We start from the raw sequence: 23221 nt of genomic DNA on the forward strand, positions 1-23221 counted from the left end.
TTCTCCTTGTCCGCGCGCCCACTCAGGCGTTCCACCCCGCGTAGCAGGGCGCTGTGATCGAGTCCGCCGTCACCGTTCGCCTTGGCGGCGGCCACCAGCTGGGCGACCAAGGCGCCCAACGGAACCACGACCCCGGCTTCGCGGGCCGCGGCTGTGACGATGCCCATGTCCTTGTGGTGCAGGTCGATTCGGAAGCCGGGCTGGAAGGTGCGCGAAAGCATGTTGTCCTTCTTCTGCTCGAGCACCTTCGACCCGGCCAGCCCGCCGCCGAGTACGCGCAGCGCTGCCTCGGTGTCCACGCCGTACGCCTCGAGGAAGAGGACGGCCTCGGACAGGGCCTGGATGTTGGCGGCGACGATCAGCTGATTGGCCGCCTTCACGGTCTGGCCGGAGCCACTGGGGCCCACGTGCACGACAGTCTTGCCGACCACGTCGAAGATCGGTCGTGCCGCCGCGAAATCCGCTGCGTCGCCGCCGACCATGATGGACAGCGTGGCGCCGACGGCACCCGCTTCGCCGCCGGAGACGGGCGCGTCCAGCAGCCGGAAGCCCCGCTGCGCCGCCTGTTTCGCGAGTTCGACCGTGACATCGGGCCGGATGCTGGAGAAGTCGATGATCAGCGCGCCGCGTTCGGCGCTGTCGAACACGCCCTTTTCCCCGGCCAGCACGTCTTGCACATCGGGGGAGTCGGGCACCATCACGCAGATCACCTCGGCGCCGTGTACGGCGTCGGCGATCGAGGTGGTGGCGCGTCCGCCCGCCGCGACCAGCGGTGCGGCCTTGTTGGTGCTGTGGTCGTAAGCGGTCACCGAGTGACCGGCGGTGGCGAGGTGAACGGCCATGGGACTGCCCATGATGCCGAGTCCGATGAAAGCGATTGTGCTCATGCGATATCCCTGAAGTTGTTGCGTGACAGTGGTTATGCGGTGGCCCCGCGACGTTCGCGGGGCAGCCAGGCGAAGCTGTCGGCGGAGTCGCCCGACGGCTTGTATTCGAGTCCGACCCAGCCGCGGTAGCCGCCGGCCTCGAGCGCACCGAGTTGCTGGTCGAGCGGCAGGTCACCGGTGCCCGGTTCGTGCCTGCCGTTGTTGTCGGCGATCTGCACGTGGGCGATGCGGGCGGTGTGCGCGGCGATCACCTTGTCCACGTCGTCACCGTTGACCGCCAGGTGGTAGAGGTCGGCGAGCAGGGCGATATTCGGTGCGCCGGTGGCGGTTTGCACCCGGTCTAGTACCGCGAGCGCATCCGCCGCGGTGCGCAGCGGGTACCGGGTCGCGCCGCTGACCGGCTCGATCAGCACGGTGCCGTCGATCCGGGCCGCGGCCGCGGCGGCCAGCGCGAGGTTCTCGGTCGCCACCGCGTCCTGTGCTTCGGCGGACGCCTCGTCGAGGCGATTGCCATAGAGCGCGTTGAACATTCGGCAGCCGAGTCGCTCGCCGATCGCGAGGGTGGCGTCGATGTTGTCGCGGAACTCGGCGGACCTGGCTGGCCAGGACACCAGGCCGCGGTCGCCGAGCGGCATGTTGCCGGCCGCGAAGTTCAAGCCGACCAGTGCCACGCCCGCGTCGGCGATCGCGGCGACGAACGCGTCGGCTTCCCGGTCGCCGGGTACGGCGCTGTCGAACGGCCACCAGAACTCGACCGCGTCGAACCCGGCGGCCCGGACCGCCGCGGGCCGTTCGAGCAGGGGCAGTTCGGTGAACAGGAGTGAGCAGTTGACGGCGTAGCGCAGCGAATGACCCACGGGGTACCTCCCGAGTAAATTCCGCTATACGGAAAAGAACATCTGTTATGTGGAATATGCTAGGAGTCCGGCGCACGCCTAGTCAAGGAAATGCGCAGCGTTCGGCGGGTCTCGGTCGGCCAGGCGGCCTCGGTAGACTTCCGCCATCCGGAAAGATGGAGGTGGCCCGGTGACCGCAGCGAGCGAAGCCAAAGGACGGACCGGCGGCGTCCAATCGATCGAGCGCGCTTTCGGCCTGCTCGAGACCATGGCCGACGAGGGCGGGATGATGGGCCTCTCACAACTCGCCACGGCGTCCGGTCTGCCGCTGCCGACCATTCATCGCCTGGTGCGCACGCTCGTCGACCTGGGCTATCTGCGCCAGGAACCGTCGCGCCAGTACGTCCTCGGTCCGAAGTTGATCAAGCTCGGCGAGAGCTCGGCGCACATGCTGAGCGTCCGGGCGCGCCCGCAGTTGGCCCGGCTCGTGGACGAACTCGGCGAGTCCGCCAACATGGCCATGCTCGACGGCGATCAGATCGTGTACGTCGCGCAGGTGCCGTCGCGGCATTCGATGCGCATGTTCACCGAGGTGGGTCGCCGGGTGCTGCCGCACTGCACGGCGGTCGGCAAGGTGCTGCTGGCCGGCATGCCCGCCGAGCAGACCCGAGAACTGTTGCAGCGCACCGGCATGCCGCGCTACACCGAGCACACCATCACCGATCCGGTCGAGTTCGCCGCGCAACTGGCGACCGCCGCGCAGCACGGCTACGCCATGGACGAGGGCGAACAGGAACTCGGCGTGCGGTGCGTCGCCGTCGCGGTCCCCGACGCGCCCGCCCCGTTGGCCATCTCCATTTCCGGTCCGGTGGGCCGGATGTCCGAGGAACTCGTCGAGCGGGCGGTGCCGCTGCTCACCGAGGTGAGCCGGGCGCTCTCGGCCGACCTGAGCTGAATATCGGGTGCCCGCGCGCGACGGTCGTTGTTAGCCTGCTTGCCTCAGCTTGCCTGTCCGAGCACGAACCCTAGGAGTCCTCGGTGGTCCACGACGATCGGCCCGCGTCACCGTTCAGCGTCCTGCCGACGCGCATCGACCTGCCCGCGGCCGAATCGTCGATCATCGAATGGTGGCGGGCGCAGCGCATTTTCGCGCGCAGCCTGGAACGCACCGCGGACGGGCCACGGTGGGGGTTCTACGAGGGCCCGCCCACGGCCAACGGGTCGCCGGGCGTGCATCACGTCGAAGCCAGGGTTTTCAAGGACGTCTTCCCGCGGTTCAAGACCATGAAGGGCTATTCGGTGCCGCGGCAAGCGGGTTGGGACTGCCACGGGCTGCCGGTCGAGCTGGCGGTGGAGAAGGAACTGGGCCTCAACGGGAAGCCGGAGATCGAGAAGTTCGGTGTCGCCGAATTCAACGCGCGGTGCCGGGAATCGGTGATGCGCCATGTCGGCGAGTTCGAGCGGATGACCGAACGCATGGGGTACTGGATCGATCTGGCACATCCGTACACCACCATGTCGCCGGAATACGTCGACAGCGTGTGGTGGTCGTTGCAGCGGATCTTCGAGCGCGGACTGCTTACCGAGGACTTCCGGGTGGCGCCGTACTGTCCCCGGTGCGGTACCACGCTCTCGGATCACGAACTGGCGCAAGGGTATGAGACCGTCACCGATCCGTCGGTCTACGTGCGCCTGCCGCTGGTGGATCCGGTGGCCGGCCTCGGCGGTGTCGATCTGCTGATCTGGACCACGACGTCGTGGACGCTGCCCGCCAATACCGCCGTCGCCGTCCATCCGGCGGTGAACTACGTCGTCGCGCGCACCGACGCCGGGACATTCCTTGTCGCCGAGGCCCTTTCGGCTGCCGTGCTGGGCGAGGGCGCGCAGCGGCTGGCCGAGGTGCCCGGCGCGGAGCTGGCCGGCCTGCGCTACCGCCCCGCCTTCGACCTGGTCGATATCCCGAACGCGCATCGGATCGTGCTCGCCGACTACGTGACCACCGCCGACGGTACCGGCCTGGTGCATCAGGCCCCGGCGTTCGGCGCCGACGACCTCGTCGTCTGCCAGGCCAACGGGCTGCCACTGGTCAATCCGATCGAATCCGACGGCCGGTTCTTCGGCGACCTGCCACTGATCGGCGGGCTGTTCTTCAAAGACGCCGATCCGGTGCTGATCCAGGAACTCCAGCGACGCGGATTGCTGTTCCGCCGCACCGATTTCGAGCACAGCTACCCGCACTGCTGGCGCTGCCACACCCGGCTCATGTACTACGCGCAGCCGTCCTGGTACATCCGGACCACCGCGGTACGTGAGCAATTGCGGCACGAGAACCAGCGGACCAACTGGTTCCCCGAGACCATCAAGCACGGCCGCTTCGGCAACTGGCTCGACAACAACATCGACTGGGCACTGTCCCGCAGTCGCTACTGGGGCACGCCACTTCCGTTGTGGCGCTGCGAGAACGGGCACGTCACGGCGGTCGGTTCGCGCGCCGAACTCGGCACTCTGGCGGGCACCGACACGGCGAGCATCGATCCGCACCGTCCGTACATCGACGCCGTGACCTTCGCCTGTCCGCAGTGCGCGACCACCGCCATCCGCGTGCCCGAGGTGATCGACGCCTGGTACGACTCGGGGTCGATGCCGTTCGCCGCCCTGGGCTATCCGCACGTCGAAGGGAGCGTCGCGGCGTTCCAGCGCAACTATCCGGCGCAGTACATCTGCGAGGCCATCGACCAGACGCGCGGCTGGTTCTACACCATGATGGCGGTGGGCACGGTGGTGTTCGATCGCTCCGCGTACGAGAACGTCGTGTGCCTCGGGCTCATCCTGGCCGAAGACGGCCGCAAGATGAGCAAGCATCTCGGCAACGTGCTCGCCCCGGTCCCGCTGATGGACGCGCACGGCGCCGACGCACTGCGCTGGTTCATGGCCTGCTCGGGTTCGCCGTGGTCGGCGCGCCGGGTCGGCCCGGGCCCGCTCGACGAGATCACGCGGCGCCTGCTGATGACCTACTGGAGTACCGCGTCCTTCTTCGCGCTCTACGCGAGTAACTCGGCGTGGCAACCGGATTCGGCACATCCGGTGGCCGAGCGTCCCGTGCTCGACCGGTGGATTCTGGGTGAACTGCACACGCTCGCCGTGGAAGTGGATGTGCGGCTCGAGTCCTACGACACGACCGGCGCCGGTCGGCTGCTCGCGGAATTCGTCGACGCGCTGTCGAACTGGTACGTGCGGCGCTCACGGCAACGATTCTGGGACGGCGAACAGGACGCTTTGTCCACGCTGTTCGAATGCCTCGAAGTCGGCACGCGGCTGCTGGCTCCGTTCATCCCGTTCCTCACCGAACGCGTGTGGCAGGACGTTGTGCGACCGGGTCTGCCGTCGGCCCCGGATTCGGTGCACCTCGCCGAATGGCCCGGTGCCGACCGGGCTTTGATTGATCCGGTGCTGGCCGAGCAGGTGCGTACCGCGCAGGCGCTCGCGGAGGCCGGCCGGGCGGCGCGTAAGGCGAGCAAGGTGCGGGTGCGGCAGCCGCTGGCGCGGGCGTTCGTCGGCCTGCCGCCCGGCACCGAGCTGCCGCGCGAGCTGCTCGACGACGTAGCGGACGAACTGAACGTCAAGAGCCTGCAACGGTTGCAGTCCGCGGCGACGGTGCTCGACATCGGCGTGAAGGCGAACTTCCGGGCGCTGGGCAAGCGTTTCGGTAAGCAGACCCAGGCCCTCGCCGACGCGATCCACCGCGCGGACGCGGCCGATCTGGTCACTCAGCTGCGCGACAACGGCTCCGCGACAGTGGACTTCGACGGCGCACCGGTCGTGCTCACCGCGGGTGATGTGCTCGTCTCCGAGCTGCCGCGCAGCGGCTGGGTGGTCGAATCCCAGCGTGGTGTCACCATCGCACTGGACACCGAGATCACCCCGGAACTCGCGGCCGAGGGCAGCGCCCGGGATGTGGTGCGCGTCGTCCAGAACGCCCGGCGCGAAGCGGGACTGGCGGTCGCCGACCGCATCGTGCTCACCGTCGCCGCGGCCGCCGAGGTGGCGCAGATCGTGCGACAGCACGAAAGCTTCATCGCGCAGGAGACGCTCGCGACCACGGTGGTGTACGCAGATTCGGTCGAGGACGGATTCACCGGCACCGTAGGCACTTCCGCCGAGATCGCGGTACGGGTCGAACGGGCCTGAGCTAGAGGCGCGCCTCCTGCCGCAGCTGCACGAACCACGCCACCTCGTCGGCCGAGGCCATGTTCGGGTCCGCGAGGCGATGGCGGACACCGGCTACGAAGCCGGCGGCGACCGCCTCGTCACCCGCCGCCAGCAGCAGGGCGTAGCGGATGACGTGGGTGCGCTGGGGAGCGCGGCCGAAGCGGATATCGAAACCGTACTGCTCGCCCAACTCGTCGGCGTGCTGCACGATATCGCGCCAATCGGCGTCGATCATCGGATAGTTCGAGCGCTGTGGACCGCTCAGGCTGCCGATCAACTGGCGGTCGTACAGGGACGCGACGACCTCGGCGGCGTCGATCACCGTGGCGAGACCGCACAGGTCGGCCACCGTGTCCACGGCATGCCCCCGATAGGTGAGTGCGGCGGTGGGGGCGAGTTTGGCGGTGAAATAGGTGGCGAGTTCTTCCGGCCCCCAGCCGTCGCCGTAGGACTTCAGCTCGGAATACGAATCACCGGTGCGGACATCATCGATCAGCCAGTTGAGCAGGGCGGCACGTCCGCGACCGGCCAGCGCGCGGGCGGCGGGCTCCGGATAACCGGCCATCGCGGCGCCGAGCGAGGCGCTGTCGTGAAACGTGCCGACGCCGGGCAGCGCGAACGGCGTCAGGGCCCGCCGCCCGCGGCCGGCGGATTCCTCGGCGCTCGGCGCTGCGCGGTGCACGGCCGGGGCCCTCCCGGCGAGCCACGCCTCGACCTCGGTGAATCCCCAGCGCCGCAGCGGATCTCGGGTCAGCAGGCCGTTCAGCAGCCGCTGCCACCGGCTGCGCATCGCGGGCCGCAGCGCCAGGTCGTCCAGGGCGGCCAAGGAGATGTCGCGGGTGTTCACCTCGGCGTCGATGGTGCTGTCCGCCAGCTGCCTGCCCGCGTCGTCCTCGAAGTAGCCGCGGCCGACGAGCACCCGGTAGAGCACCATGCCGACACTCCACCAGTCGTCCTCGACCCGCCAGCGTTGCGGCGCACCCGGTGCGCTGTAGGCGGCGGTGCCCTGGCCGGTGTTGGTGATCTTCGACCGGCCGCCCAGATCCACCGCGAGGCCGAAATCGGCGAGCACCAACTCCAGCGGTAGATCCGAACGCACCAGAATGTTGCGGGGATTCACGTCCCCGTGCACGAGCGTGCTGCCGTCCGGCCGCTGCAACGCGTGCAGCTTCGTCGCGAGCTGGCGCAGCACCTCCACCGCGAGATCCGCTGCGCCACCGTGCGGATCACGCTGCCGCAAGAAGCTGTCGAGCGAGCCGAAGCGGCAGTACTCCATCACCTCGAAATGGATGTCCAGGTCGCTGCCGCGCTCGAAGACGCGCACCGAATGTTCGGCCCGGAAGCTGTCCCGATACTGCGGCGCCTCGAAATCCACGCGGTAGCGGGGCACCTGGTGGAAGAGCTTGATCGCGAAGTCGTGCCCGTTGGTGGCCCGGCACAGCCACACCGTCGCCTCTCCGCCGCTGCCGAGCTTGCGCTGCACGGTGAATCGGGAAGCCAGCGTGGGCGGCAGGGGCTGGAACGCGTCATGCGGACTGCTGTCGATCCGGGTCTGCGGCGCGGGTGGGCGCGGGGCGGTCTCGCTGTGCGCGGCGCCGCCGGGATGATCGAGCCGGGTCGGCGGCGCACTGGTGCCGGTGCGATCCAGTCGTGTCTCGGGCGCCGCGCGCCGACCGGAACCGGGGGCGTCCATGCGTGTTTCGTCAGCCATCGTCGTCTCCTTCGCCGTCGCAGGCCATGACCTGCAGGACGGTCACGTTGTCGCCACCGCCGCCCGCGAGGGCCAGATCGCGGAGTTGTGCGGGCAGGTCGGCCGCGCCTCCCGCGAAGAGCCGTTCGATCGCTTCGGTTTTCGCGTAGTCGTCGAGGCCGTCCGTGCACAGCAGCAGGCCGGGGTCCGGGGGCAGGCGGCAGTCGAAGAACGCCGGATCGAGCAGGGTGCGCCGGCCGCCGCCGAGTGCCTGCTGCAGCCGATTCGAGTGGGCCGCACGGTGGTCCAGCGTCAGCTGGGCCAGATAGCGGCCCTCCAGCCGATAAGCGCGCGAGTCACCGACATTGAACACCAGCGCGGACCCGTCCGGGTGCACGGTCACCCCCGCTACGGTGCAGCCCATGCCGCGCAGTTCGGCTCGTTGCTCGCCGAGGTCGTCGAGGTCATCCGAGATCCGTTGCAGCAGTGCGCCGATGACGGCTCTGGTCTGTTCGGGACCGGCCGCCGCGGCGACCGTCCCAGGCGCGGTGAGGGATTCGCAGGCCAATCGGCTGGCGGTCGCGCCCCCGGCATGGCCGCCGAGCCCATCGCAGACCACGAGTGTGGTGGACCGGTCGATGCTCAACTCGGTGGCGAGCGTCGCGGGCATCGCGCCCTGCAACGCCCAACCGCCCCAGCCCAGCGCGTCCTCGTTGTGCGCGCGGGTCAGTCCGCGGTGGGTCACCGCGGCGATCCGGATCCGCATCAGGGCTCCCATTCGATCGTGACAAGCACGTCGGCGGCGAGCCGCAGGGTGTCGCCGCGGTCGATCGGATGCTCTTCGTGCTGTGGTATCCGGACGTCGTTCACGAACGTGCCGTTGGTGGAGGTGTCGGTGAAATACAGGCGATCGCCGTCGTAGCGCAGCTCGCCGTGGAAGCGCGAGACATTGGTGTAGTTCTCGAAAACCACTGCGGCGGGGAAACCTTCGTCACGGCCGATGCCCACGAGCTGACCGGGCAGTATCCGCAGTCGCGCGCCCGAGGCGAGGACGAGTTCGAGCGGCCCGCCGCGCGAGGGGGTTTCGGGCTCCGGTGGTGTCGACGTATCCGGCAGGTCGTGGCCGCAGTTCGGGCACATCAGCGTCGGTGCGCCGCGGCTGCCGCAGGCGGGACAGGTGACCTCCTCGCCGGTCAGATCAGCCATGACGCGTCGCCCAGTTCGATGTCCTGTTCGGACAGCGCCGCGGTCAAGGCCGCCATATGGCCCGGCAACGGAATGCCCACCAGCCGAATGGTTCCGCTGTCCACGTGCACGCCGAGTTCCCGGCGTTGCGCGGCATAACTCGTGAAGTCCGGTCCGAGGTAGCGTTCGCGGCCGAGGTCTGTCAGCACGTGTACATGCTGGTTCGACGAGCCGCGCAGCGGCTCGCACCCCGCTTTCGCGGCGACGAACGGCTCGCTCACCAGGACGTCGACGGCGTCGAACACCCACCCGCATTTCGCGCGCAACCATTTCGCCGAGCGACCGGAGAACAGCAGGACGTCTAGCGGCGCACCGGTTTCGGCGTCCCGGCGCTCGATTCCGGCCAAGAGGGCACGCAATGGCTCGGGTTGGTCGGTGGGTTCGCCGCCGGAAATGGTCACGCCGTCCAGCGGTCCCGGAGTGTGCCGCAACCACTCGAGGACCCGCCGCACGTCGCAGCGCGTCGCTTCGTCGGATGGCCAGGTATCGCGGGCGAGGCAGCCACGACAGCCGATCGTGCAGCCTTGGAACCAGACACCCGCGCGGGTGCCGAAGCCCAGATTGCGCACCGGATAGTGCAAGCGTGACAACAACATCGATGTCATCCCAGGGTCACCGTCCATCCGTCGTCCGACTCGGCAAGGTCCGTCACCGTCGCCGCGTCGGTACCGGGCGGCAGGTCGAACAGCGCCCGCGCGAGCGGATTGACCAGCAGCGCCTCCACCGCGGCGGCCACCCCGCCACCGCCGAAGTCGAGCCGGGTCAGCGCCGCGGCCAGCAGCTGCTTGCGGACCGCGTCCTCGACCGTCACCGTGATGCCGGTGGTGGCGTGCACCCGGTCGATGACATTCGAGACGAACTGCGGAACCAGCTGCGCGGCGGTCTCGTCGGAGATGAAATCGAAGATCACCACGTCGTCGCCGATCCGGCGCAGCAACTCCGGCCGGCCGATCTCTTTGGTGAGGTAGTCGGCGATCGCCGCTCGGATGGTCGATTCGACCGTGGTGTACGGCGTGCCACGGGCCACGATCGGCACCCGCTGCCCGGTCGAATCCGTCCGGTACACACCGAGATTCGAGGTGAACACGATGAGCGTCTCGGAGAAATACACGGTCGACCCGCTGCCATCGGTCAGCCTGCCGTCGCCCAGGATCTGCAGGAACTTGTCCAGAATCCGCGGCGCCGCCTTTTCGATCTCGTCGAACAGGATCAGCCGGAAAGGCTGCTGGCGCACCGCGTTCGTCAGTTCGCCGCCGGCGCTGTGCCCGGTGTATCCCGGTGGCGCGCCGATCAGCCTGGCCTCGGTGTGCTCGGCGGAGAACTCGCTCATATCGAACCGGACGAACGCGTCGGCGCGGCCGAAGACGAGTTCGGCGATCGACTTGGCCAATTCGGTCTTGCCGACTCCGGTCGGTCCGGCGAAGAACAGCACGCCTTGCGGGCGGGTGCCGCTGCCCGCCGTGTGGGCGCCGGTCAGTCCCATCGCCGAGCGGATCAGGATGTCGACCGACTTGCGGACGGCGACCGGCTGGCCGAGCACCTTCGCGCCGAGCAGTTTGGTGCCCATCCGGATCCGCTGCTTGAGCGCGGCGTCCTGCCAAGGGTTTTCGGGTATGCCGACGCGGAAGGTGCGGATGGCGTCCTCGATCCGCTCGGCCGGGATCCGCCGATCGATGGCCAGGCGGTTGATCTCCTTGATCGAGCGCAGTGTCAAACCACTGGTCTGCCCGGCGTAGCTGTCGACGACGGCCTGGTACTGCACCGAATCCCGCACGGGCGCTTCCGGAAGCGACGAGAGGAGCAGCGAGACCACCGCGCGCCGTTGCGCGAGCCCGGCCGCCGGAATGGAGACCACGCGGGCGAGCTGGCCGCTGATCATCCAGTGCGGCAGGTCGTTTTCCCGGTCCAGCAGCCAGAAGACCGTGTTGTACAGCGATGTCCGGTGCGGTCCCGGCACGGTGCGCCGGGGCGCGCCGGTCATCAGCCGCTCCGCGGTGATGAAGACGCGGTGCAGTTCCGCACTGCCCAGATCCGCTGCGGGCACCAGCCGGGAGGCCGAGTCGATGATCAGGCAGCAGGGGCGTTCGGAGAGCACGACATCGTGCAACACCCGGCGCAGCAGCGGTAGCGGATCGGTCGGTGTCCGGGAATTCGACGAGGCGGCGGCGCCGACGATCGCGGCGGCCACGCCGCCGTCGTCCATCATGACGCGCGCGCCGTCCACTGGATCGAGTGCGATCACCGACCGATGTCCCGCCTCCGCCAGCACGCTGCGCAGCGCCTCCGGCACGCTGACCAGCCTGGTCGGCGTGCCGTCGGGACCGGGCAGCAGCACCAGATCGCGCAGCGCGCCGGTGACCATGATCTGCGGGTTCGCGGCCAGGGCCACATCGATCTCACGCAGCCAGGACGGTAGCGCCTCGACCCCGGGGGAATTCATTGTTCGGCACTCCGTTCCACGGCGGATCGGCGGACGGTCGCCGTCGCTGCAGGCACGACCTCGACGGCGGCCAGTCCCGCCCCCGATTGCCGGAATCGGTCGGGTACGACGCCGTGGGCGCGTAGCCGATCCGGCAGCGCGCGCAGGTCGGCACAGATCTCGGCTTGCGCGGGCAACGTGACTTGCTGGGGCTCCGCGCCGGTGTGCACGGTGCGAATGTCGATCTCCCCGTCGACGATCCGCGCCCGCACGCCCAACGTCGCCGATCCGGGCGCGCTGAGCACGATCGATCCGGCGGTGTCCATGGCGACGGGCGTGACCGCGTAACCGAGGTCAGTCAGCGCCTGCTGTACCGCGTCGAGTACGAATCGGCGCTCGCGCGTGGCGTCTTCGAGTGCGATCCGTGCAGCGACGAGTGTGCGGGCCTGTTCCAGCTCGGCCGTCGGGTCGAGCCCACGGTCGAGCCGGTCTTCGGCGCTGTCCAGTAGCCCGGAGACGGTGCTCGCGTCGGCCAGTTCTGTTGCGGCGGTGCGCAGTTCCGCAAGTTGCTCGCGGTCGGCCATTGTTCTGCGGGTTGCCGCGTTCGCGGCGGCGATACGCGAATCGAGGTCGCTGAGCAGCATTTCGGCCCGCGTTGGGTCGGTGCATCGGAGCACGTCCGCGCCCGCCCGCGACAGCTCGGGTGCCGGGGCGAGCAGCGTGGTGAGCAGCCGTTCGACACGGGCGGACAGTCGAGGGCGGGTGGGCGTATCCGGCTCGGCTCGCTCGATTTCCGGCTCCACGGGCTGAGTTCGAGCCAAGTCGGCGAGCGCTGCCGCCACGTCACGGCCGATCTGGTCGGCCCGCTGCCGGGTCTGTGCCTGCTGGATCGCGGGTTCCGCCGCGACGAGGGCGGACTCCCATTGTTCGCACGCCGCGTTGATCTCCGCGGACGTCGTGTACCGGCCGGTGGGTGCTTGCGGCGCGGGAAGGCCGACCGCGGTGCACCGTTCGGACACCCGGGCGGCGCGCGCGCCGAGCACGCGCAGCCGCCGCTGCGCCTGCGCGCACAGGATGTGTTCGGGCACCACCTGATAGCGGATGGCGGCACTGCTCATCGGCTACCCGCTCGCTCGCGTGCCACGGTAGATCCCGTAGGCCAGGTGCCCCACCACGGCGAACGCCGACGGTAGCCACCAGGCCCCGGCCCCCGCGCCGCTGAGCGCCTGCAAGACGAAGAGCACCGCGCCCGCGGCGAAACCCCATGTGGCGAACGGAGATACGACCTCCTGACCGACCGGATACGGGAACTGGAACGCGAGCACCGAGAGGGCGGCCACGGCGCTCAGGAGTGCGATCGACACGTACAGCCAGAGGGAGCCGAAATCGCCGAATGAGACCCTGCGAACGTCGTAGGCTGCGAACCACACCGTCTCGGCGATGTGCTCGCTGAACGCGGCCGCCATGGCCCCGAACGCGGAGACCAGGAACGCCGTGATCACCGCCCGGATCGCGAGCCGACCGGCCCTGATCAGGACGCGGCGGCGCAGGTCCCCGGCGTGACGCTGCCGGGCTCGCAACTGCTCGGTGACCCGCGCGGCACGGCGCTGCTGTTCGGCCGTCGCCTCGTCCCGTGCGGTATCGGCTGCGGCGTCCACCAGCAGGACGAGCGCGAGCATTCGATTCGACAGCATGGAAACGGCTAACCGTGCGGGGGAGTGGTGCGCGAGTACTGCATGGCTCGGCCTTTCGTCGGCGGCGAACGGTCGCCACGGGGCGTTGCCGTCGATTCTCCCGCTGCGCAAGGGGCGTCGTCAGTCGTGCGATCGACCGACAGCGGCGTCGTGCGCCTGGCTCGGCTCCGCGGGTTCGCGCGCGGGCGCGACGGTACTGGTGAGTGCCGCCCAGACGATCGGCGAACAGGACGCCGCACCGGTGTCGCGCCAGGCGCGCAACTGGTCACGCTGCCAACGCGTCAGTGCGGCAACGGGATCGGGGCCGTTGTGCGCGTCGTCGACGCGCAGTGCGAGTTCCGTGGTCGGGCGTCGCGTGGGCGGCAGACCGAGACAGGCGCGGAAGGCGGCATCGGTGGGCAGCACCCAGCGGGTGGTGGTGACCAATTCCGCGCCCGCGTCCAGTGCGGCCATGATCAAACCGAAGGTCTCGGCGGACCGGAAGTCGACGCCGCCTTCGCACGCGATGATCGCGACCCGGCTCGGCATCGGCCAGATCTCGTGGCCGAACTGCGGGCGGGTCGCCCCGTAGCGGGCCCACACCTCGGGGTCGTCGGAACGGGTTGTGCCCAAGAGGAAATCGAGTGCGCAGAGCGGGAGATGCGCGCCGCGTGTGTCACCGGGGGCGCCGCCCCGCGGCGTGGCCAGGCCCCATACCCCGCCCGGCTCATCGGGCGGTCCGACGACATCACCGAGATGGATTGCCGCGGAACCCGGTTCGTTCGGCTTCGCCGAGACATGGCCGAAGTACAGGAATCTGGAGCAACCCTTGATCAGTGCCGCACTGAGTTGCACCCGGGTGACTTCGCCCTGCACCGGCACCAGGGCAGGCACAGGTCGCGGGGCGCGGTCCTGCCCGCGGCGGCGGTGCGTATCACGGCCGGGCGTGCGGCGCTCGCGCACGGCCCGGCCCCCGAACGCGCCCAGCGCACCGAGGTCGTCCGGGTGGCGGAAGACGTTGTGCAGCGCGGGTTGCGCGCTGGTGGGCAAGATGGGGTCGATCACGTGCAGTGGCGGCAGCTGCCGCTGCTGTGCCCACGGCACCGGCGGCCTGCTGCGGGCGACATGCAGCGTCGCGGGCGGGTCGTAGACGATCTCCGCGATATCCAGCAGCCGCCGGTCACCGTCGAGCACGAGCAGTTCCCACGGCACCTGGGCGAGCCGGGCACTCGGAGCGACCCTGATCCGGATGCGCCGACCGCCGGCGTATCCGGCCAGCCGGGTGCGCACATCGCGAGGTAGCAGCGCGTCGGCGAGGCGCGTCGACAGATCGTGTTCGGTGGCATGCGCGGCGAAGGCGCCGACGGTGAGCGCACGCCGCACGGCCTCGGGCTCGGACTCTTGCCGAGCCTCGCTGCCGTTCCCCGTCGCGAGCGGGCGCGGGTGTGGCAGTGCGTCTTCCAGGGTGCCGAGGACCCTTTCCCGTTGTCGTGCATCGAGTCGGCAGACGGTGGGCGTGCGCGTCGCGTCCAACCAGGTCCACGACAGGTAGGTGTCGCCCGCATCGGCGGCGCGTACGAGCAGTTCGATCTCCGCGGCCGGGTCGTTCACGCGTGCCCGTCCTGCGGATCGTCGGCCGGAACCTGCTCGGCCAGTAGCGGTTCGGTCCCGGGCGCGAGAGGCAGCGCTCTGCCTTCCAGTGTCGAGATATAGCCATCGATGGCATCGAGGCGTGCGTCGAGCTGGTCACCGAGCAGTTCGTCGTCCGAAGAGATGCGCGCGGCCAGTACTTCCAGCCGATCCAGCGCGTTGTTGGTCAGCGATCTGGCGCGTACGAGCAGACCCTCGGCGCGTCCCCGCAGTTGTTCCTGTACCGCGTCCGGCGCGTCGGGATCGGTGGCCGCGGCCGCCGCGACGGCCCCGCGGTGGGTGGACCACGCGTCGATCATCAGACGGTCGATCGAGCGCAACGCGCGCCCGGTGGGCGTGCAGCGCAGGACGCCCGGCCCCAGGTCCGCCGAGAAGACACCGAAGACAGGGGCGTCGCCGTGTCGTCGGTGAAATTTGAGTTCGGCCACCAGCATTCGTTCCCGCACCTGCATCGTGGCGGTGCACAGCAGTCGGCCGCTGTGCCCGTCGGCGGCATACGCGCGCAGGACCCCCGCCTCGCGGCACAGCGGGTCCACCTGATCCGCGAGGGGCGCGTGCACGCGGACCGTCTCGTGGCCCCCGTCTCCGGTGCGCGTCGTGGTCCGCACCCGGATCTCCGGTTCGCGCGATCCGGACCAGCCCAGGATTCGCGCGGGCACCGCGAGCAGATCCACTTCCGCCGGCGACTGCGCCGGTGTCACGTCGGGCTCGGTGCCGCCGCCCAAGGTGAATGCCGGAGCTGAATCACCGCTTCGCGCAAGCCATTCGAGCAATGGACCCAGTCGCCGCGCCGCATCGATGGTTTGTCGGCGCGCGAGCCGTTCGGCGATCGCGGTCACATCCGTGCCGACATCGATACCCGCGGCCGCTCGTTCGCACTGCTGCGCAACGTCGTTGAGGGTGGCCGCGGCGGCCGCGGTGAGTTCGCCTGCCAGGCTCGCGGTGGCGAGCGCGTCGAGCACCGGCGCGGCCCAGCCCAGCGTGGCTGCCGCCAGCGCCGTATCGCCGACGCCTTGATCGGCCGCGGCGGCATCGAGCAGCAGCGCTCCCTCGTGCAGCGGTGCCGGAAACCGTTGCGACACAGCGGCTACCAGCGCGCGGCGGGTCCATGCCGGACCGAGCCGCAACGGGGTGTCCGCGGCGGCGCCGATCCCGGCGCGGACCTGCGCGACGAGCGCGGTCACGTCCTCCGTGCAGGCGGTAGCGAGCGGGGCCGGATCCGCCTGTGCGGCAACGGACCAGGCGAGGACCGTCCCCGGGGCGGCGGCGTCCACCGTCACGGACACGCCGGGCCCGACCGCGACCGTGACCTCGGCGACCGCCGCCACCGAGGTGGACCGCCACACCGCGGGCGGTGGTCCGAGCGGTATCGGGACGCCGCCGACACGGATCGTCGGGGGTGGTCTGTCCGGTCCGGTCATGCCCCGTCCCTCGACTGTTCGACCGCCCACCGGACGGCATGCAGGAGCACATCCGCGGCGGCGGCGGGGTCCATTGCCAGCGCGTGATCCGGGCGTTGCGGTGCCCAGGCCGCGGCGCACCAGGCGGTGAGTGCGGCGGTGTCACCGATCAGGAGTTCGGCTTCGAGGCCGGGCAGTCCCAGCAGCCGCAGCACGAGGTCGTACTCCGCCGCCGCACCGATACCGAGCGGGATCTCGGCACGGTGCCGGACCAGATACGTCCGCAGCGCAATGAGCAATTCGTCCCGGGCCGTGCCGTGATCGGCCGTGTCCGCGGCCGCATGATCGTCGAACTGCCCGTGTGACTTCATTTTCGCCTCGCCGCGCAGGAGCCAGCCCAGGCGCGCGTAGAACATGCGCCGAGCATCCTCGTCGGTCATGGCGCAGCCGCGGCGGATCGCCCGCAGCAGCGCGCGGTGGGTGCGTGCCCTGGCCTCGGTCAGGTGTTCCGACCGGCGTTCGAGGTGGACGGGCGGTGGTACGCCGGCCAGGGTGTGCCGCCGGATCGCCGCGACGACATCCTCGTACTCCCCGTCGACGAACCGGAGCAGGTCCTCGGTGCGCGCCGACGCCTGCGGTGCGGTAGGCAGATCCCGGTCGTACTCCGCGATGAGGCGGTCGGCACTGTCGATCAGCTGTGCGATGAGCGGTTCGACCGCGTCGAACGGCAGCCCGAAGCGATCGGCGACGGCGACATGGTCACGGTCGAGCATTCGCGCTTGATCCAGTACGCCGTCGGCGAAGGCGAGGACCGCCGACTGCCGGTGCGCGGCACGGTGTTCGACGGCGTCCGCGGCGACCTGCGTCACGAACGACGTGGCCACCTGTTCGGTGCCGAGCACGCCGGGTTCCGCGGCGGAGCCACGCACGAGGCGGAGGTGGACCGCGGTGCAGGCCGTCGAGCGGGCTTGTTCCCGGAAAGGATCGCGCAGCTTGTTCGGAATTCCGGCCGGACGCAGCGCCCAGGTCGCGTAGTAGTACGAGACGACGTAGCGCGCGAGCGGATCGGCGAAGTCGCCGTACAGGTTTCGGACGCGCCGCCACCCGGTCAACTCGCTCGTCGGTGGCGCACCCGCGCAGGCGGTGGCCGCTCGGCCGTAGCGGCGTGCGACCCAGGCGGGTTTCGACAGATCCAGCGACCAGGCGTTCACCTGATGGGTCAAGCACTTTCGGTCCACGGGGACCCGCGCGGCCGATGCGCGCACCCAACGGTCTACGAAGGCACGCCGCGTGTCGAATTCGTCGGTTTCGGTGGTGGTTGCGGGCAATTCGGCTACCACACCGCCACCTCCCCCGGACGCTCGATGGGCGCATAGGCGGCGTCGGCGGCCGCCAGGTATGGGGCGAGCGCCACATGCCCATCGGGCATGCGCAGCCGCGGTGGCGGTCGCATCGGCAGGATCGCGCCGGAGATCAGCGCGGCCGCACCGCTGATGCCGGATGCGGCCAGGTTCTGGTCGATCGTCGTATCCGACATGTCGGTGCCCGAGACTGCGAGCGCGGCGAGGGTGGTCTGCAGGTCGCCACCGTCGTCGGCCGAAGGATGCTCGGCCACATGGGTTCCGGAATTGATCGTGGTCTCGATCAGATCGGCCAGGAGTGTGGTGTCGCCGAGTTGGTCCGCCCAGTGGAATATTCCGGCGAGGAGCACCGCGTTCATCTCGCGCCAGGAGATGCGAGCTGTGGCGGAGGCGAAACCGAAGCGCTGGGCGTCGACGAAAACGGCTGCGGGCAAGCCTTGTTCGAGCGCTGCGCGCACGTCGCCGGATTCTGCGGCGGCCGCCGCGCCGATCAGATCGCATTTGGCGGCGGTGACCACGTCACCGATGTCGAGGGTGACCTGTCGCGCAGCTCGCGCACGCGCGAGCGCGGCGTCGTAGTGTCCGGAGATCAGTTCGGCGCAGCCGAGATTGAGCAGCCCGACGGCGTGGTAGCGACGATTGGCGGGATCGGCGTCGAACACCGTGAGAACGGATTCGGTCAGCTCGGCGCCGATGCGGTGGTCGCCCTGCATGATGAGGGCGCCACCCAGACTCAGCCGGGCGACCGCGGCCTGGAACAGCAGCCCCGAGCGAGTCAGCTCCGCCGCGGCCGTGCGGAACGCGTCCGCTGCCTGCCGATAGCGACCGGCCCGCATGTGCAAGCCGCCGATGAGTGTTTCGGTATTAGCGGTGTAGGGGTGGTTTTCGAATTCACGCAAACCGGCACGGCCGCGCTCGAGTACTTCTTCCGCTTCGACGCTTCGTCCGGTCTGGTAATACACGAGACCGAGGTGCAGATCGGCGGTGGCGATCTCGGTGCGGAGCCCGAGCAGGACATAGGCCTTGCGGGCGCGGATCAGCAGATCCTCCGCCGCAGCGTAGTGGCTCAGATGGTATCGGCAGAGACCGCTGAATTCCAGACACTGGGCGGCCAGCGCCCACTCCTGCGCTTGCTCGGCACCGGTTCGGGCCTCGTCCAGCATCGTCAGCGCCGCGGTGAAATCACCACCGCCGTGCACGATCAGCCGACTTTCCTCCATGAGACAGGAGCGGAGCAGTTCCTCCGAGTCGGCGTAGTGGCGTGCCTGCGCGAACAGGCGCCGGGCTTCCGGGATGCGCCCGCGATGACCCTGCACCACACCGGTATTCAGGAGGCACTGGGCGTAACGCGGGTCGTCGCGATGATTCTCGAAGACCGCGGTCGCGTGGTGGAGCAACTCCGTGGCCTCGACGAAATCGCCCATCGAGATTCGCACCGTGGCGAGGTGCATATCGCATTCGGCGACGTCGAGCAGTTCGCCTGCCGCCGTATGGTGTTCTCGTGCACGCCGATAGGCTGCCGTGGCGTCCTCGTAGTCGCCGCAATTCTGCAACACCATCCCTGACATCACCTCGGCGGCTGCGGCGAGGCCGGGCTCATCCGCCGCCACCCACTGCGCGCGCACGCCGGTGAATTCGAGGATCGCCGCGCGCAACCGGCCCGCGCGCAAGTGGAGTTCGCCTGCCCGGAAACGGGACTGCCCCGCCTGCAAATGCCTGCCCGCCGCCGCATACCCCGCGCCGGCCGCGCTGAACGCGGCGGCCGCATCCTCCTTGCGTCCGTCCGCGAGGTACAGCTCGGCGAGTTCCTCATCGCAGTTCGCGGCCCCAGCAGCATTCCCCTCGACTGTTGCTGAGGCCTTCGCGCGAACGAATTCCTGCTCCGCCGTGGCGGTCTCGCCCAACTCCCGGCACGCCAGCCCGATGGCGTAGGAGCAGGCGCCGGTCCGCGACAGCTCCCCGGCGCGTTCGTAAAGCTCTCGGGCGGTGCGATGTTCGTCGCGGACCCGGTGCGCGTCCTCGATTTCCATCGCCGCCTCACCGCAGGACTCCCGGCATTCGGCGGCCTCGACGATCCGATCGACGGCGAGGTAGCGCTCGGCGGCGCGCCGCCACACGATCATGGCTTCGTGGAACTGGCCCGTGTCGGCGAGCGCGCTGCCGAGGATCGCGTCGCAATCGGCCTGCTCTTCGAGATCGCCGAAACATTCGAGCCCGGTGGCGGCCCGGCGCAGATACGGCACCGCGCGCTCGGGCTGTTCGAGCACATCGAAGCCGCGGCCGGCCATTTCGGCGCATTCGACAGACAATTCTGTGAGCGGACCCTCGGCGAGCAGATCCGCGGCCCGCGCATACGCGTCGGTTGCCTGCTCGACCTGTTCCGATTCCGCATGCGCGGCGCCGATACCGTAGAGGCATTCGGCGATGCGTTCAAACTGCTGCGTGCCGTCGCATTCGGCCAGCGCGGCGGTGAACGCGCCGATCGCGTCGGCGGCTTTCCCGTCGTCGAGGAGAGCGAGACCGTGCAGGAAAACGGCGCTCGGCCATGGTGGTTCGAGCGAAGGACCGGTCATCGCTTCCAGTAGCCGCCGTGCGAGTTGCAGACCAGCCCGGTGTTCTTGCAGGTGTCACAGTTCATATGGCCGAACACGTTGGAGCCGCCGCCGCGACCTTTACACGACTGGCAATCGTTCAAGTGTTTCGAGCATTTCTCGCACTGCATGACGGTGTCTTTCTCGTTGCTCCGAGCCGGATTCGGCGAATATCGAGAACGATACGGAGCAGGTACGGCAGGCAGTATCCGCCGAACAGATGAATCGGCCGAATCAACCAGTGCCGCCGCAAGATCCGGGCGCTACCCGTAAGGGCGCACCACGTCGGCGTTGCCGTGGCGGCGGCACCAGCTGACGATGTAGCGCATGTGCAGTCCGCACCAGCGGGCGACGGCGGGCAGCGTCATCGGCACGAGCGGATCGTGTTCGTTTCGCGCCCGGATGATCGGCCCCAGATAGTGATTGGTGACCTTGTTCGCGGTGTTGAGGCCGACACCGGCGACGTCGGCCAGGGAGGCGAGGTCGACCGCGCCGCCCGCGGCAATCGCGCCCGCGAGGCGGGCGGCGGTGTTGCCGCGCCTGCCCTCGAACATTTCACACAGTGGGTGCGGCAGGGTCGTCGCGCCCGGCGGCGGTGGGCGGCGGCCGAGGGCGGCCGTGCGGATCGCGGCGAGCAACGGCTCGACGCCGGCCGACTTCTGGCACACCGCGGCCACTTCCGGACGCCTGCGGGCCTCCTCCAGATGCTCGCGTTCCATGCTGTGGCCCTGGGCGGCCAGTATCACCGGGGCGACCCGGTCGGCCTCGTGCATCGTGCTGAGCACGTCGAGGCCGTCGAAGGCGAGTTCGAGGGCCAGTTCGGGGCGGTTCCACACCAGGTCGGTGAGCACGACGTCGAAGCGGACATTGTCCATGATGTGCCGGCGGACGTCGTCTTTGTCGACCGCGACCGCCACGGTCGAGCGGGGGAACACCGAGCCGATCACGGGCTCGATCACCCGACCCAACGGCGATGCCACCAGGATGCGGTAATCCATGCCGGCGATCATCGCGCGCGCTCCCGGATCGAGCAAGAAGTTGCCGGTATGTCGCGCGCAGTGGTGTGTCCATGCTCGAAATCGCCACAGGCAGGCAGTATTACCCGCTGTATCCGCCGCGAGTTTCGCGCATTGTTGACGGGCGTCGATGACATCGTTTCGGTGACATCGCCACCGCCACAACCTCATCCGTTCGTCGCAGCCTCGGGAGCATGCGACGCGCGGCCCTCTGCAGGGAGCACCGATGTCCGAACCGCTCGGCTACCCGGCCTACGAATGCCCGGCCCTGAGCCCGCGCGAAAAACAGGTCTTGCTCGTCTGGCTGCGCTGCGACTCCAAAGCCGCCGCGGCCCGCACCCTCTACCTCTCCGTAGCGACGGTCAACACCCACATCGCCCGCATCCGAGCCAAATACGCCGCCGCCGCCCGCCCCGCCCCCACCAAAGCCGCCCTCTTCGCCCGCGCCATCCAGGACGACCTCGTCACCCTCTCCGAATGGTGAACCCCCGTTGGCCCTTAGCGGGTGCGTTGGACGCGGGGTTCGGTCCAGATGGGGGTGGGGGATTCGTAGACGGTGCCGTCGGAGCCGAAGACCAGGAAGCGGTCGAATTGGCGGGCGAACCAGCGGTCGTGGGTGACGGTGACCACGGTGCCCGCGAAATCGGCGATGCCTTGTTCGAGGGCTTCGGCGGAATGCAGGTCCAGGTTGTCGGTGGGTTCGTCGAGCAGCAGCATGGTGACGCCGGACAGTTCGAGCAGCAGGATCTGCAGCCGCGCTTGCTGACCGCCGGACAGGTCGTCGAAGCGTTGTTCGGCGGCCTGCACGAGGCCGTAGCGGTCGAGCACGCGGCTCGCGACTTCGCGGCCCATACCGTCGCGATGCTCGTTGCCGGTGTGCAGGATTTCCAGCAGGGTGCGATCGGCCAGGTCCGGCCGGGCATGGGTCTGCGCGAAATATCCTGGCCGGACGCGCGCGCCGAGGGCGGCGACGCCGGTGTGCGGTACCGGCGCGAGGTCGAGATCGCCGACCGGACGATGTCCGGCATCGGGATCCGTACCGCCGGTCGCGAGCAGGCGCAGGAAGTGTGATTTGCCGGATCCGTTGGCGCCGAGCACCGCAACGCGGTCGCCGTACCAGATCTCCGCGTCGAACGGCCGCATCAACCCGGTGAGCTCCAGCTGTGTGCACACCAGTGCCCGCTTGCCCGTCCGCCCGCCACGCAGACGTACGGAGACGTTCTGCCGCAACGGAATCGCCTCCGGCGGCCCGGCCGCCTCGAACTTGGCCAACCTGGTCTGCGCGGCGTGGTAGCGCGCCGCCACGCCGTCGTTGTACTTCGCCTTCTCCCGTAACCGCAGCACCAGAGCCCGCAGCTTCGCGTGGTCTTCGTCCCAGCGCCGGCGCAGTTCGGCCAGGCGCGCCGTACGATCTTCGCGCGCTTGGTGATAGCTGGCGAAGCCACCGCCGTGGATCCACGAGCTCGCCCCGCTGACCCCGGGTTCGAGGGTGACGATCCGGGTGGCCGCGTTCGCGATCAGCTCCCGGTCGTGACTGACGAACAGCACGGACTTCGGCGACGCGGCGATCGTGCGTTCCAGCCACTGCTTGCCCGGCACGTCCAGGTAGTTGTCCGGCTCGTCGAGCAGCAGCACCTCGTCTGGGCCCGCGAACAACGCCTCCAGCACCAGGCGTTTCTGCTCGCCGCCGCTCAGCGTGCGCACCGCCCGCCATTTGGCGCGGTCGAAGGCGACGCCGAGCGCGGTGGTGGTCACGTTGTCCCAGAACGCCTCGATCTCGTAGCCGCCGATGTCACCCCAACCGGTCAGCGCATGCGCGTAGGCCAATTGCGTTGTCTCGTCGTCGGTTTCGATCAACGCGTCCTCGGCGGCGTCGAGCGCCCGTGCGGCGGCCCGCACCGGCGGCGCGGCCACCGAGAGGAGCAGGTCGCGGACCGTCGATTCGTCGTCGATCTGTCCGATGAACTGCCGCATGACGCCCAGCGATCCGGACCGGGTCACCGCGCCCTCGTCGGCCGCGACATCGCCGGCGATGATCCGCACCAGCGTCGTCTTACCGGTCCCGTTCGGCCCGATCAACGCGGCCTTCACGCCCTCACCGATACGAAAGTTCACCCCGTCGAGGAGCTGGCGTCCATCCGGGAGGAAATATTCGACATCGGAAACGTCTACGTGGGCCACGGGGTTCCAGACAACCCTTTCCCTCCGATCGCCGCAACCGAATTTCGCAATGCGCGCCGGTAC

Annotated in this window: 18 protein-coding genes; 3 read left to right on the forward strand and 15 right to left on the reverse strand. The window is 69.4% G+C overall.

Going from position 1 to position 23221, the window contains the following annotated elements; genetic code table 11:
* Together TY25_RS06040 and TY25_RS06045 are read right to left on the reverse strand one after the other, a co-directional pair.
* Positions 1 to 923 (reverse strand): 2-hydroxy-3-oxopropionate reductase (locus TY25_RS06040; protein ID WP_236639097.1); only part of this gene is annotated, 923 nt, incomplete at its 3' end.
* Positions 920 to 1744 (reverse strand): hydroxypyruvate isomerase family protein, encoded by an 825-nt coding sequence (locus TY25_RS06045; protein WP_042254779.1) that lies wholly within the window; start codon positions 1742 to 1744, stop codon positions 920 to 922. The genes TY25_RS06040 and TY25_RS06045, both read right to left, overlap by 4 nt.
* Before the next feature lie 169 nt (positions 1745 to 1913).
* On the opposite strand from TY25_RS06045, the gene TY25_RS06050 reads away from it, so the two are divergent.
* Complete coding sequence (locus tag TY25_RS06050) at positions 1914 to 2678, forward strand: IclR family transcriptional regulator (RefSeq protein ID WP_042254780.1); 765 nt, start codon at positions 1914 to 1916, stop codon at positions 2676 to 2678.
* 83 nt (positions 2679 to 2761) lie between these two features.
* Positions 2762 to 5911, forward strand: a complete 3150-nt coding sequence (ileS, locus tag TY25_RS06055) for an isoleucine--tRNA ligase (RefSeq protein ID WP_042254781.1) — start codon at positions 2762 to 2764, stop codon at positions 5909 to 5911.
* Between the two features lies 1 nt (position 5912).
* On the opposite strand, the gene TY25_RS06060 is transcribed toward ileS, so the two are convergent.
* From TY25_RS06060 to TY25_RS06115, 12 genes are all read right to left on the reverse strand, one after another.
* Positions 5913 to 7643, reverse strand: a complete 1731-nt coding sequence (locus TY25_RS06060; RefSeq protein ID WP_081868701.1) for a protein kinase domain-containing protein — start codon at positions 7641 to 7643, stop codon at positions 5913 to 5915.
* The gene (locus TY25_RS06065; RefSeq protein WP_042254783.1) at positions 7636 to 8388 is read right to left on the reverse strand and encodes a PP2C family protein-serine/threonine phosphatase; all 753 of its coding nucleotides are present in this window, start codon (positions 8386 to 8388) and stop codon (positions 7636 to 7638) included. The genes TY25_RS06060 and TY25_RS06065 overlap by 8 nt, the downstream gene beginning before the upstream one ends.
* Positions 8388 to 8828 (reverse strand): FHA domain-containing protein, encoded by a 441-nt coding sequence (locus tag TY25_RS06070; protein ID WP_042254784.1) that lies wholly within the window; start codon positions 8826 to 8828, stop codon positions 8388 to 8390. Before TY25_RS06070 ends, TY25_RS06065 begins: the two co-directional genes overlap by 1 nt.
* Positions 8816 to 9463 carry a 4Fe-4S cluster-binding domain-containing protein gene (locus TY25_RS06075; protein WP_236639093.1) on the reverse strand — a complete coding sequence of 216 codons (648 nt, stop codon included), beginning with the start codon at positions 9461 to 9463 and terminating at the stop codon, positions 8816 to 8818. The genes TY25_RS06070 and TY25_RS06075 overlap by 13 nt, the downstream gene beginning before the upstream one ends.
* Positions 9464 to 9468: 5 nt before the next feature.
* Positions 9469 to 11307, reverse strand: a complete 1839-nt coding sequence (locus TY25_RS06080; RefSeq protein WP_042254787.1) for an AAA family ATPase — start codon at positions 11305 to 11307, stop codon at positions 9469 to 9471.
* Positions 11304 to 12404: a hypothetical protein gene (locus TY25_RS06085; RefSeq protein ID WP_042254788.1), complete on the reverse strand. Its 1101-nt coding sequence runs from the start codon at positions 12402 to 12404 to the stop codon at positions 11304 to 11306. The genes TY25_RS06080 and TY25_RS06085 overlap by 4 nt, the downstream gene beginning before the upstream one ends.
* Positions 12405 to 12407: 3 nt before the next feature.
* Positions 12408 to 12980, reverse strand: coding sequence for a hypothetical protein (locus TY25_RS06090; protein WP_146154043.1), 573 nt, complete (start codon positions 12978 to 12980; stop codon positions 12408 to 12410).
* A 120-nt stretch (positions 12981 to 13100) separates the two neighbouring features.
* A complete protein-coding gene (locus TY25_RS06095) occupies positions 13101 to 14570 on the reverse strand; it encodes a CHAT domain-containing protein (protein WP_042254790.1) in 1470 nt (489 codons plus the stop codon).
* Entirely contained in the window at positions 14567 to 16030 is a 1464-nt protein-coding gene (locus tag TY25_RS06100; protein WP_042254791.1) for a hypothetical protein, read from the reverse strand. The genes TY25_RS06095 and TY25_RS06100 overlap by 4 nt, the downstream gene beginning before the upstream one ends.
* Positions 16027 to 17349 carry a hypothetical protein gene (locus TY25_RS06105; RefSeq protein ID WP_042254792.1) on the reverse strand — a complete coding sequence of 441 codons (1323 nt, stop codon included), beginning with the start codon at positions 17347 to 17349 and terminating at the stop codon, positions 16027 to 16029. The genes TY25_RS06100 and TY25_RS06105 overlap by 4 nt, the downstream gene beginning before the upstream one ends.
* Positions 17343 to 19943: a tetratricopeptide repeat protein gene (locus TY25_RS06110; RefSeq protein WP_042254793.1), complete on the reverse strand. Its 2601-nt coding sequence runs from the start codon at positions 19941 to 19943 to the stop codon at positions 17343 to 17345. The genes TY25_RS06105 and TY25_RS06110 overlap by 7 nt, the downstream gene beginning before the upstream one ends.
* A gap of 281 nt (positions 19944 to 20224) precedes the next feature.
* On the reverse strand, positions 20225 to 20971 hold the full coding sequence (locus tag TY25_RS06115) for an MSMEG_1198 family transcriptional regulator (protein WP_042254794.1): 747 nt from the start codon (positions 20969 to 20971) through the stop codon (positions 20225 to 20227).
* Positions 20972 to 21203: 232 nt separating this feature from the next.
* On the opposite strand from TY25_RS06115, the gene TY25_RS06120 reads away from it, so the two are divergent.
* The gene (locus TY25_RS06120) at positions 21204 to 21461 is read left to right on the forward strand and encodes a LuxR C-terminal-related transcriptional regulator (protein WP_042254795.1); all 258 of its coding nucleotides are present in this window, start codon (positions 21204 to 21206) and stop codon (positions 21459 to 21461) included.
* 14 nt (positions 21462 to 21475) lie between these two features.
* Here TY25_RS06120 and TY25_RS06125 read toward each other — a convergent pair whose 3' ends face one another.
* Positions 21476 to 23158 (reverse strand): ABC-F family ATP-binding cassette domain-containing protein, encoded by a 1683-nt coding sequence (locus TY25_RS06125; RefSeq protein ID WP_042254796.1) that lies wholly within the window; start codon positions 23156 to 23158, stop codon positions 21476 to 21478.
* Positions 23159 to 23221: the final 63 nt, after the last annotated feature.

It is taken from the genome of Nocardia brasiliensis NBRC 14402, assembly GCF_000308475.2.
GTDB lineage: Bacteria > Actinomycetota > Actinomycetes > Mycobacteriales > Mycobacteriaceae > Nocardia > Nocardia brasiliensis.

Excerpts from the sequence above, each read along its gene's own strand:
- TY25_RS06115 (WP_042254794.1), bottom strand. The coding sequence starts at position 20,971 with ATGATCGCCGGCATGGATTACCGCATCCTGGTGGCATCGCCGTTGGGT.
- TY25_RS06120 (WP_042254795.1), top strand. The coding sequence starts at position 21,204 with ATGTCCGAACCGCTCGGCTACCCGGCCTACGAATGCCCGGCCCTGAGC.
- TY25_RS06075 (WP_236639093.1), bottom strand. The coding sequence starts at position 9,463 with ATGTTGTTGTCACGCTTGCACTATCCGGTGCGCAATCTGGGCTTCGGC.
- TY25_RS06065 (WP_042254783.1), bottom strand. The coding sequence starts at position 8,388 with ATGCGGATCCGGATCGCCGCGGTGACCCACCGCGGACTGACCCGCGCG.
- TY25_RS06110 (WP_042254793.1), bottom strand. The coding sequence starts at position 19,943 with ATGACCGGTCCTTCGCTCGAACCACCATGGCCGAGCGCCGTTTTCCTG.
- TY25_RS06090 (WP_146154043.1), bottom strand. The coding sequence starts at position 12,980 with ATGCTGTCGAATCGAATGCTCGCGCTCGTCCTGCTGGTGGACGCCGCA.
- TY25_RS06100 (WP_042254791.1), bottom strand. The coding sequence starts at position 16,030 with ATGACCGGACCGGACAGACCACCCCCGACGATCCGTGTCGGCGGCGTC.
- TY25_RS06085 (WP_042254788.1), bottom strand. The coding sequence starts at position 12,404 with ATGAGCAGTGCCGCCATCCGCTATCAGGTGGTGCCCGAACACATCCTG.
- TY25_RS06080 (WP_042254787.1), bottom strand. The coding sequence starts at position 11,307 with ATGAATTCCCCCGGGGTCGAGGCGCTACCGTCCTGGCTGCGTGAGATC.
- TY25_RS06070 (WP_042254784.1), bottom strand. The coding sequence starts at position 8,828 with ATGGCTGATCTGACCGGCGAGGAGGTCACCTGTCCCGCCTGCGGCAGC.
- TY25_RS06060 (WP_081868701.1), bottom strand. The coding sequence starts at position 7,643 with ATGGCTGACGAAACACGCATGGACGCCCCCGGTTCCGGTCGGCGCGCG.